Source organism: Spirulina subsalsa CS-330 (assembly GCF_028330765.1).
Taxonomy (GTDB): Bacteria; Cyanobacteriota; Cyanobacteriia; order Cyanobacteriales; family Spirulinaceae; genus Spirulina; species Spirulina subsalsa_A.
The window spans coordinates 22792-33195 of the sequence record NZ_JAQMTY010000266.1 but is presented as its reverse complement, the minus strand read 5'-3'; the positions used below and the strand labels follow the sequence as shown (position 1 = coordinate 33195).

Annotated in this window: 11 protein-coding genes; 5 read left to right on the top strand and 6 right to left on the bottom strand. The window is 53.7% G+C overall.

Going from position 1 to position 10404, the window contains the following annotated elements; genetic code table 11:
- The first annotated feature begins 201 nt into the window (after positions 1 to 201).
- Positions 202 to 441, top strand: coding sequence for a FeoA family protein (locus tag PN477_RS18355; RefSeq protein ID WP_272118281.1), 240 nt, complete (start codon positions 202 to 204; stop codon positions 439 to 441).
- Between the two features lie 45 nt (positions 442 to 486).
- Positions 487 to 2334, top strand: a complete 1848-nt coding sequence (feoB, locus tag PN477_RS18350) for a ferrous iron transport protein B (protein WP_417158857.1) — start codon at positions 487 to 489, stop codon at positions 2332 to 2334.
- 74 nt (positions 2335 to 2408) lie between these two features.
- Here the strand turns inward: feoB and PN477_RS18345 are convergent, their stop codons facing one another.
- Positions 2409 to 2867 carry a hypothetical protein gene (locus PN477_RS18345; RefSeq protein WP_272118277.1) on the bottom strand — a complete coding sequence of 153 codons (459 nt, stop codon included), beginning with the start codon at positions 2865 to 2867 and terminating at the stop codon, positions 2409 to 2411.
- 249 nt (positions 2868 to 3116) lie between these two features.
- The gene (gene thrS, locus PN477_RS18340) at positions 3117 to 4934 is read right to left on the bottom strand and encodes a threonine--tRNA ligase (RefSeq protein WP_272118275.1); all 1818 of its coding nucleotides are present in this window, start codon (positions 4932 to 4934) and stop codon (positions 3117 to 3119) included.
- A gap of 87 nt (positions 4935 to 5021) precedes the next feature.
- On the opposite strand from thrS, the gene PN477_RS18335 reads away from it, so the two are divergent.
- Positions 5022 to 5165, top strand: coding sequence for a hypothetical protein (locus PN477_RS18335; protein ID WP_272118273.1), 144 nt, complete (start codon positions 5022 to 5024; stop codon positions 5163 to 5165).
- A 286-nt stretch (positions 5166 to 5451) separates the two neighbouring features.
- Here the strand turns inward: PN477_RS18335 and PN477_RS18330 are convergent, their stop codons facing one another.
- From PN477_RS18330 to PN477_RS18315, 4 genes are all read right to left on the bottom strand, one after another.
- Positions 5452 to 5733, bottom strand: coding sequence for a HepT-like ribonuclease domain-containing protein (locus PN477_RS18330; protein ID WP_272118271.1), 282 nt, complete (start codon positions 5731 to 5733; stop codon positions 5452 to 5454).
- A complete protein-coding gene (locus PN477_RS18325; RefSeq protein ID WP_272147531.1) occupies positions 5726 to 6067 on the bottom strand; it encodes a nucleotidyltransferase family protein in 342 nt (113 codons plus the stop codon). Before PN477_RS18325 ends, PN477_RS18330 begins: the two co-directional genes overlap by 8 nt.
- A 133-nt stretch (positions 6068 to 6200) precedes the next feature.
- Positions 6201 to 7043 (bottom strand): ATP-dependent sacrificial sulfur transferase LarE, encoded by an 843-nt coding sequence (gene larE, locus PN477_RS18320; protein ID WP_272118267.1) that lies wholly within the window; start codon positions 7041 to 7043, stop codon positions 6201 to 6203.
- A gap of 154 nt (positions 7044 to 7197) precedes the next feature.
- The gene (locus PN477_RS18315; RefSeq protein ID WP_272118265.1) at positions 7198 to 7557 is read right to left on the bottom strand and encodes a hypothetical protein; all 360 of its coding nucleotides are present in this window, start codon (positions 7555 to 7557) and stop codon (positions 7198 to 7200) included.
- Between the two features lie 144 nt (positions 7558 to 7701).
- Here PN477_RS18315 and PN477_RS18310 point away from each other — a divergent pair, with 144 nt between their 5' ends.
- Positions 7702 to 8658: an Npun_F2552 family protein gene (locus PN477_RS18310; RefSeq protein WP_272118262.1), complete on the top strand. Its 957-nt coding sequence runs from the start codon at positions 7702 to 7704 to the stop codon at positions 8656 to 8658.
- A 266-nt stretch (positions 8659 to 8924) separates the two neighbouring features.
- Complete coding sequence (locus PN477_RS18305) at positions 8925 to 10328, top strand: aspartate ammonia-lyase (RefSeq protein WP_272118260.1); 1404 nt, start codon at positions 8925 to 8927, stop codon at positions 10326 to 10328.
- Positions 10329 to 10404 lie beyond the last annotated feature (76 nt).

The following is a 10404-nucleotide window of genomic DNA, read 5'->3' as shown; positions in this document are numbered from 1 at the left end:
GGCGTATCTGAAAATGTCTGTGGAGATGATGGGACGGGGGCTTTGCCTAGTTACCAATCTGTGAAGCAGAAACTCTTAGGTGTGAATCTAAGAATCCCCCGTTAGATTGCTTTAGCAATTAACGGGGGAGTATGTCAATAAGGCTATACTAAATCTCATCAGCAGATCCTCAATTTCAAATCACTCACCCCCCCAATCACCATGACATTACTTGAACTCTCCGTTGGTCAAATTGCGTTGGTAGACGGCATCAGTGACAGTGTTCACGGCCCAGGGCTGGTGTCGCGTTTGGCCGCCATGGGCATTGTGCCGAATAAGCCGATCCAACTGTTGCGCAAAGCGGCCCTCGGTGGCCCGCTCCACCTGCGCATTGGCAGCACCACCGAAATCGCGATGCGGCGCTCCGAAGCGCGTTTAGTCCGGATCAATATGGAGGGCTAATTTGCATTTCTCCTGCTCCTTCCTGTCCCTTTACCTCAGATAACGATCATGAGCCATTGTCAACCTGCAACCGTGCAACCCTCACGGGTGGGCGTTCAGAAACGGATCGCGCTACTCGGACAGCCCAACACGGGAAAATCCACCTTTTTTAATCGCTTGACCCAGTCCAACGCGGCGATCGCAAATTGGCCCGGTCTGACGGTTGACCTGTTTCAAGCCCGCGTCCAATGGTCGGGGGAAACGGTGGAAGTGGTGGATCTGCCCGGTATTTATGACCTCAATGGTTTTTCCGATGATGAGCAGGTGGTGCGGCGGTTCCTGGAAACCTATGCGGTTAATGCGGTGGTGGTGGTGCTCAATGCGACCCAAATTGATCGACAGATGCGCCTCCTGTTGCAGGTGAAATCCTTGGGCATTCCCACTGTGGCGGTGTTGAACCTGGCCGATGAAGCCAAACGCTACGGGGTGCAATACGATGCCCAAGCGTTGAGCGATCGCCTCGGCATTCCCATCCAACCGATCAGCGCCAAATATGGCACGGGGTGTCAGCGAGCGATCGCCACCATTACCCACACCGTCGAACACAGCGCCGAAGCCGTCACCGTTCCCCACCTCAACGCAGTTCTCGCCGCCCACCCTATCCCCGAAGCCGAGATTGAAACCCTCTTGCGGGGAGTCGTGCAAATGCCGTCCTTAACCGCCCGCACGATTACCCATACCATCGACGGCGTGATGTTGCACCCCCTCTTTGGTCTGCCGATTTTCTTCGCCTCCATGTTTGGGGTCTTTTGGCTGATTTGGACGGTGGGTTTGCCCAGTGCTGACCCTGTTGATGCTGTGACGGGATGGTTCCAAACCGCCATCCTGGAGCCGGTTCTCTCCGTTGCGCCCCAACTGGTTCAAGACCTTGTCCTCAATGGTATCTGGGCCGGATTCGCGGCTCTGCTGTCCTTCGTGCCGTTGGTGGCGATTTTCTTTGTGGTGATGGGTCTTTTAGAAGGCAGTGGTTATCTGTCCCGTGCCGCCTATTTGATGGATGCTCTGATGGGACGGTTGGGGTTAGATGGTCGGGCTTTTGTGTTGCAGATGATGGGGTTTGGCTGTAATGTGCCTGCGATTATGGGAACGCGGGTGATGCGTAGTCGAGGGATGCGGCTGCTGTCGATGTTGGTGATTCCCTTTTCCCTCTGTTCAGCCCGGTTACAGGTGTTTGTGTTTATTTTGGCGGCAGTGTTCCCCAATCGTCAGGGGGCGATCGCCCTCTTTTGCCTCTATGTCATGAGCTTTGTGAGCGCCTTCACCCTCGCCGCCCTCCTCAGCCGCTTCGACTACTTCCAATCCCGCGATCCCTTCGTCCTCGAACTCCCCCCCTACCGCCTGCCGACGATTCAGCAAGTCCTCCTGCGCGTCTGGGGTGAAATGAAAGAATTCGTCACCCGCCTTTCCATCTTCATGGTGATCGGCAGCAGCTTAATCTGGTTTCTCACCAGCTTCCCCCAAGGCAGCACCGGCCTCGACACCTTCGCCGGTCAACTCGGCGGCCTCTTCCAACCCCTGATGGAACCCCTAGGGATTAACCCCTTCCTCACCGTCTCCCTGATCATCGGCTTCGTCGCCAAAGAAGTCCAAATCGCCGCCCTCACTGTCCTCTACGGCCTCAACAATCACGCCATGGCCGTCGAACTGGGCCAAACCCTCACCACCGCCCAAGGCTTGAGTTATTGTCTCTTTAGCCTCCTCTATATCCCCTGTCTCACCACCCTCGGCGCGATCTGGAGTGAGTCGAAATCCTGGCGCTATACAGCGATCGCGGTGATTGTTCCCTTAGTGACCGCTTGGCTGTTGAGTTTCCTGTTTTACCAGGGGATAACGCGATTGCCTTGGGCAGTTTAAGGGGCGATCTTGACGGAGAGGAGGCCCATCCCCGGTGATCATGCTCTGGGATGGGCAGCCTGTTCAACCTGGCCTTAGAGACTGGCGGACTCGACAGCGATCGCATCACCCACAGCCGGTACTGCCATCTCTACATTTCCACAACGTCCCGCCCGTTGGCCGCGGCCGTTACCCTGCGCGATCGCATCACCGCCATGCCGTTGCTGTTGTCCACAGCCTCGCCCCTGTCCCCGTCGGCCTTGACCCCGCCGAGGATGTTGCGCCATCACATCCCGAACTGCACTGATCAACTCGCGCATCGGTTGCCATTCGGCTTCCCCCTGGGCATCACATTGGGCTTCATAGTCACGTAACACCGCTTCGAGTTCCATCCGCATCCGTCCACCCAGCACGCCCTGGCCACAATCCAACTGTTGCCCCAGAGACAGCAGTTCATCCTTGAGGGCTGCCGGAACTCGAATCGTTTGGGTTTCACCATGCTGCCAATTCCCTTTCCGACCGGCTCCCGCCCGCATTCCACCTCGACCTTTCATGATTTTGATCCTCAAAATAATCGTTTCAATACATTCACTGTAGCAAATTTTGATTTTGTGTCAATATCTATAAGCCTGACTGGGCAAGATCTATAGATTTTGTCACAAAATCGAGAGTATCCACTACTACCCCCCATCAAAATCCATCCAGACGTGCAACAAAACGAATCCCTTGGGCCAGGGTTTTGGCGTAGGGCCCAAGGGATTCAGAATCGGGAAGCGGGGGCGATCGCGCCCCCTGCACCGCTCTTACGGATCAGTGCGATCGCGGTTTGCATTGACCAAGGTTTCGGTGATTTCCGAGAGTGCGATCGCCCCCAGTTCCCCCGATGCACGGGTGCGAATACTCAGGGTTTCGGCGGCCACTTCCTTTTCACCCACGATCGCCATCACCGGCACTTTTTCCTTCTCCGCATTGCGGATTTGCTTACCGAGGCGATCGCCGCTGGCAATCTCCACCCGCAACCCTTGCGCCAGCAGTTGCGATCGCACCGTCTGCGCGTAGGGCAAAAACTCATCACTCACACAGAGCAACCGCACCTGCACCGGAGCCAACCAAAACGGAAAATCCCCCGCATATTCTTCAATCAAAATCCCGATCAACCGCTCCAACGAGCCAAACGGCGCACGGTGAATCATAATCGGCCGCTGCCGCGATCCATCCTCACTCACATATTCCAAATCAAACCGTTCCGGCAGGTTGTAATCCACCTGCACCGTCCCCAATTGCCATTCCCGATCCAACACATCTCGGAAAATAAAATCCAACTTCGGCCCATAAAACGCCGCCTCACCCGGAGCCTCGAAATATTCCATCCCCAGATGTTGCACCGCCCGCCGAATTGCATTTTCCGCCGTATTCCAAATCTGATCCGAGCCAATATATTTATCCGATGCCGGATCACGAAAACTCAGCCGCGCCTTAAAGTTTTTCAACTTCAATTTACCGAACACCGAGAGAATTAAATCCACCACATCAAGGAATTCTTCATCTAATTGTTGTTCGGTCACAAATAGGTGCGAATCATCCACCGTGAAGCCCCGCACCCGTGTCAAACCGCCCAATTCTCCCGACTGTTCATAGCGGTACACCGTCCCAAATTCCGCCAACCGAATCGGCAATTCCCGATAGGAACGTAGGTCATTTTTATAGATTTGAATATGAAACGGGCAGTTCATCGGCTTCAACACAAACCCTTGCTCTGCCGCTGCCGCCGCCTCATCTTCCGCCATCATCGGGAACATATCTTCTTTATAGTTCTGCCAATGACCGGAGGTTTTAAACAAGTCCACGCGGCCAATATGAGGCGTAACAACCCCCAGATAACCGCGCTTGGTTTGTTCTTCCCGCAAAAACCCTTCCAACAACGTCCGAATCACCGTCCCTTTCGGAGTCCACAACGGCAAGCCTGGCCCCACCACATCGGAAAAGAGGAACAGGCCTAATTCTTTCCCTAATTTACGATGATCGCGTTTGAGGGCTTCGGCTTTGCGGCGTTGATATTCTTTCAGTTGTTCGGGGGTTTCCCAGGCCGTTGCATAGATGCGCTGGAGTTGTTGCCGGTTTTCATCGCCGCGCCAATAGGCCCCGGCCACACTTTCGAGGGCGATCGCCTTCGGATTCAACTCGCTCGTATTCTCCACATGGGGCCCCGCACAGAGATCCCACCACTCATCCCCTAAGTGATACAGGGTAATCTCTTCTCCTTTAATCAGGTCGCTGAGAATTTCTAATTTATAGGGTTCTTCGATCTGCTCAATCCGCGCCTGGGCATCGTCGCGGCTGACCGCTTCGCGCACCACCGGCAGTTTCTTTTTAATGATCTTGTCCATCTCTTTCTTGATGGCCTTAAGATCCTGCTCCGTGAAGGGTTCCGGATTGTCAAAGTCGTAATAAAATCCCGTTTCTGTCCAAGGGCCAATCGTCACCTGTGCCGTGGGAAAGAGTTTCTGCACGGCCATCGCCATCACATGGGAGGCGGTGTGACGAATGCGCTTCAGGCTGTCCGATTCGCTGGTACGAAGGAGCTTCATCGGTTCGGGCGCAACATTTTCAGCACTGGACATGGATCAATTCACCTTAACGTTGTTCAACAGTTCAGACAGGAAGAGCGCAACCCCTTCAGGATTCCGCACCGTGATTATTGTACCGCTGTGGCATGGCCTTTGTTGCGATCGCATCTGGCTTTGGGGTGCGACTCTATCGGGATGGCCAGGGTGCGATCGCGCTTGCGCCATCAATTGACGAAACAAGTGCGATCGCATCCCTCACAAAACAAAGACAAGCGATCGCATTGATTTTCAATGCATTGAGCAAGGGTGCATCCCACTTTTGCAGATTCATATTGCTCGCCAGGTAGAACCCTCATCCCCAGCCCTTCTCCCGCAGGAGAAGGGAGCCAAAAGCCCTCTCCATCGGGAGAGGGTTGGGTGAGGGGTTGCACAACTGGGATGCACCATTGAGCAAGTTATCTCTACTTTCCCGTATTCAAGTGTTCTCTAGATCGTGAATCATCTGCTTTAAGGTTTCAATTAACTGGGGAATACGGTGGGCACAAATTGTATAGAGTTGTTCAGGATCAACTTAAAAATACCCATGAGCTAAAACATCTCGCAACCCCATTGCACCACGCCATTCGATCTGAGGGTACTGAGAAAATACTGTGCCTTTGGTTGCGCGATCTATGTTTTTGAATTCTTCTCCGGCGGCGATGAGTACCATGCAAATACTATCCATATGTTCGATGCCTGACTCGCTATTGATAAAGTCACTGGGAACGTTGATAGAAGCAAATCGGCTAGGAATGCGCTCTAAAGCAGACAATACCATCGTTAAGCGTTCAATCAGCCGGGCATTTTTAGACATAGATGACTTCGTGTTCTAGTCGAGCCTTAAAGTCAGAATTTAGATAGGAATGTAGTCGAATCACATCGACTGATCGATTCAGCCAAACTTCCAAATCTTGTTTCAAAATAGCGGTCTTAAATAAATCGGGATTGGTCGTGCCAAAGACAATATCCACATCACTATCCGGTCGAGCTTCTCCACGGGCATAGGAGCCGAAATATCCCAATGCAGTTAAATTAAACTGATCTCCCCATTTCGCTTTGAATTCCCTCAGAAGCTGCTGTAATTGTTCCTGAGATATCACTGTCTTAGTGTCTACTCGGTGCTGCACAATTTCTTGACTGGATGGCATCGGACATCCCTCAACGTTTTTCAAGGACATTATCTCTTGTCTCATGGCTCTGCCGTAGGGTAAATCATGCGAAACAAAGGGCACACATCCCCTTGTTTGCTGAGCGATCGCACCTCATCCACTCTCACCGCGTTTAACCCGCGATCGCACTCTGAAAGGGTGTGCTTTGGTTCGTGCCGAGGACGCGGTTGAGTTTGCCGCTTTGGTAGCCTTCGAGGTCGAGGGTGACATAGGTAAAGCCGAATTCTTCAAATTGGGCCACCAAGGGCGGCAAATCGGTTTGGGCGACAAAATCCTTGATCTGATCGGGCAGGAGTTCAATCCGGGCGGTGTCGCCTTCGGAGCGGACGCGGATGTTTTGCCATCCCAAGCGGCGGAGGTGAACTTCTGCCCGGCCGACGCGCTGCAATTTTGCCACGGTGATTTCTTCGCCGTAGGGAAAGCGTGAACTAAGGCAGGGTTGGGCGGGTTTGTCCCACCAGGGGAGAGCGAGGGCGCGGCTGATTTCGCGGACTTCGGTTTTGGTGATGCCTAATTCGGCGAGGGGCGATCGCGCTCCCCGTTCTTGGGCGGCTTGGATGCCGGGGCGGTAGTCGTGGAGATCATCGGCGTTCACGCCATCGACGACGTAGGGATAGCCGCGTTCGAGGGCGAGGGGTTTGAGGGTGTCGTGGAGTTCGCTTTTGCAGAAGTAGCAACGGTTGACGGGGTTGCTGGTGTAGTTGGGGTTCTGCATTTCGTGGGTATCAACGCAGTCATGGCGAATCCCGATCGCTGCTGCTTGGATGCGGGCATCTTCTAAGTCTTCCGGTAAGAGCGATGGTGACATGGCTGTGATCGCGAGGGCGCGATCGCCTAGTACGTCATAGGCGACTTTCGCCACTAAGGTACTATCAATGCCCCCAGAATAGGCAATCAAGGCCCGATCCATCTCGGCAAAGAGCGATCGCAGTTGCTCTAATTTAGTTCTGTTCATATAGATTTAATCAATAGTTATACGGCTTACTTCCAACTCTAACGAAGTTGCCTTGACCTTTGTGAGGAGGCAGGGTGACCCATGCCCCGACGAGATCCTTGGGGTCTTTCCTGCCCCGTAGGGGTTTGGTCTCCAAACCCTCTAAACCAACCAATTACGCATCCAGATCGATCGCTGCTGAACCGCCACGCACCAAAAGTTCAAGCATTGACCCCAATTGCAGCCAAATTAACACCGTGGTTGGAATCACCGTAATCACCGCAATCCCCCAGGCAAAGAGCGCCCCAATCTGAAACACCGATAGACATTCCCCCATAAAAAGCGTCAGGAAAATCGTCATCAAAATGTAGGCCAGGGTTCCCGATGATGTTTTGTAGTTGATGCGGTCTTGGGTGTCGCGATGGGCATACCAGTAGTCCACTTGATATTCCAATACGTCTTTAAAAATGAAGCCGGTGGCGATCGCAAAAAAGGTCGTGATCATGATCGCCGCACTGATTGCAGGTAAAACCATAGTTACTCAGGCAAAGGGTTAAGAATTGTAACAATATTATACCGCCCCCCGCGATGCCCTCACCATCGGATCGCCTCACCCCCACCTTGCCCTTCCCTGTCTAGAATAGGAGCAATTTTAAACAACGTTACCCCCATCCCACCCATGTCTATCGTTAGCCTCCTTCGCGCCGATACCTACGACGCTGCGCCCCTGGCCGCGTCCCTTGATCAACTGCTTGCCCCCCTCGGTGGCATGGGTGCGATCGTCAAGCCAGGCGATCGCGTCCTCCTCAAACCCAACCTCCTCACCGGCAGCCGTCCCGGCCATGAATGTATCACCCGCCCCGAACTCGTCGCCGCCGTCGCTCAACAAGTAATCACCGCTGGGGGCAAGCCCTTTATGGGGGATAGTCCCGCTTTTGGCAGCGCCAAAGGAGTCGCCCGCACTAACGGCTATCTGCCGATGTTGCAGGATTTAAATATTCCCGTGGTGGAATTCCACGGCCACCGCTACGCTGTGGAATCGGACAATTTCGACCATCTCCGCCTCTCCAAAGAAGCCATGGATGCGGATGTGGTGATCAATCTGCCAAAAGTGAAATCCCACTGTCAATTAACAATGACGATGGGGGTGAAGAATCTGTTTGGCTGTGTGCCGGGCAAAATGAAGGCCTGGTGGCATCTTGAGGCCGGGAAAGATCGCGATCGCTTTGGGGAAATGTTGGTGCAGACGGCAAACGCGATCGCGCCTAACCTCACGATCCTCGACGGCATCATCGCCCACCAAGGCAACGGCCCCAGCGGCGGCGAAGCCCGGCCCCTTGGCATCCTCGCCGCCTCCGCCAATGTCTTCGCCCTCGATTGCGCCCTCCTTGACCTTCTCCAAGTCAACCCCGACACCGTTCCCACCTACGCCGCCGCTAAACGCCTGGGCCTCAATCCTGAAACCCTAGAGTTTCCGTTACTCACACCGGAAGAATTAGCGATCGCTGATTGGAAGCTCCCCGATGCCCTCGTCCCCATCGACTTCGGCGCACCCCGTATCCTCAAATCCACGTTCAAACACCTCTACATCCGCTGGATTAAAGAACCGATGCAAACCTACAGCAACGCGAAATAATTCTTAAATGCCCTCATCCCCGCCCCTTCTCCCGCAGGAGAAGGGAGTAAGAAGCCCTCTCCCGTGGGAGAGGGTTGGGTGAGGGTAAAAAACCCTCCGGAATCGCTCCCCCCAGATGAGGACAAAGCAATGGTAGATGCACCCTGATACATAACCCCCTCGCCTCCGGGCTTAGGGGATTTTTTTTGGCCCAGTGTAAGGAGCGCAGAAGCTTGGGGCGGTTTGTTATGATTGTCCGGATTTAATCGTGATGAGGTAACGCTGCCATGAGTGAGTATCGGGTTGAAAAGGATTCCATGGGCGATCGCTCACTGCCCCAGGATGTTTATTACGGGATTCAAACCCTCCGCGCCACGGAAAATTTTCCCATTAGTGGATTGAAGCCGCTCCCCACCTATGTGGATGCGGGGTTACTGATTAAAAAAGCCACGGCGATCGCCAATGGTGAATTGGGCTGCATTCCCACCGAAATTAGTGATGCGATCGTCAAGGCCGTTGATGAAATTTTGGGCGGCCAACTGCGGGATCAATTCGTCGTGGATATCTACCAAGCCGGGGCGGGGACATCCCACCACATGAACCTGAATGAAGTCCTCGCTAACCGCGCTCTCGAACTCCTCGGTGACGAAAAAGGCAACTATGGCCGCGTCAGTCCCAATGATCACGTTAACTACGGCCAATCCACCAACGATGTGATCCCCACTGCGATCCGGATCGGGACACTCTTGGCGTTAATCCATACCCTTTATCCGGCCTTGGAGAGTGCGATCGCTGCCCTCAACACCAAAGCCAGCGAATTTCAAACCGTCGTCAAATCCGGCCGCACCCACATGCAAGATGCCGTCCCCGTCCGCCTCGGCGAAGAATTCCGCGCTTGGGCCCGCATCCTCACCGGCCACCTCACCCGGATCAAACTTGCCGCCGAAGACCTCTGGGTTTTAGGACTAGGGGGGAGCGCGTCGGGAACAGGCATGAATACCCATCCGGATTATCGGTTTCGCGTCGCGGCATTGCTCGGTGAATTTATCGGCCAACCCCTCACTGTTGCACCTCATTTAATGGCGGCGATGCAGAGTATGGCCCCGTTTGTGAATGTGTCGGGGTCGTTGCGGAATTTGGCTCAGGATTTGGTGAAAATTTCCCACGATTTGCGCCTGATGGATTCGGGCCCAAAAACGGGGTTAAAAGAAATTCAATTACCCCCCGTACAACCGGGGTCTTCAATCATGCCGGGTAAATACAATCCGGTGATGGCGGAAATGATTTCCATGGTCTGTTTTCAGGTGATGGGCTATGATACGGCGATCGCATTTTGTGCCCAAGCCGGTCAACTGGAATTAAACGTGATGATGCCGTTGATTGCCTACGATTTAATCCACTCGGTGGAAATTCTGGGTCATGCGGTGCAAGCCTTCAGTGATAAATGTTTGAGCGGCATCGAAGCCCAGCGCGATCGCTGTCTTGGTTATGCCGAAGGAACTCTATCGTTAGTGACTGCCTTAAACACCCATATCGGCTATCTCAACGCCGCCGCCGTCGCCAAAGAATCCCTCGCCTCTGGTAAATCCATCCGCGAAGTTGTCCTCGAAAAAGGACTCATGGACGAAGCCACATTATCCAACGTGCTCAACCTCGAAACCATGAGCCAAATGATCGGCGATCAAAGTTAACAATTCGTAGACTTCCCCCAACAGGCAAGGGGCTTAGATCACTTAAGAAAATAATCTGGTAATACTGTGATTGCAC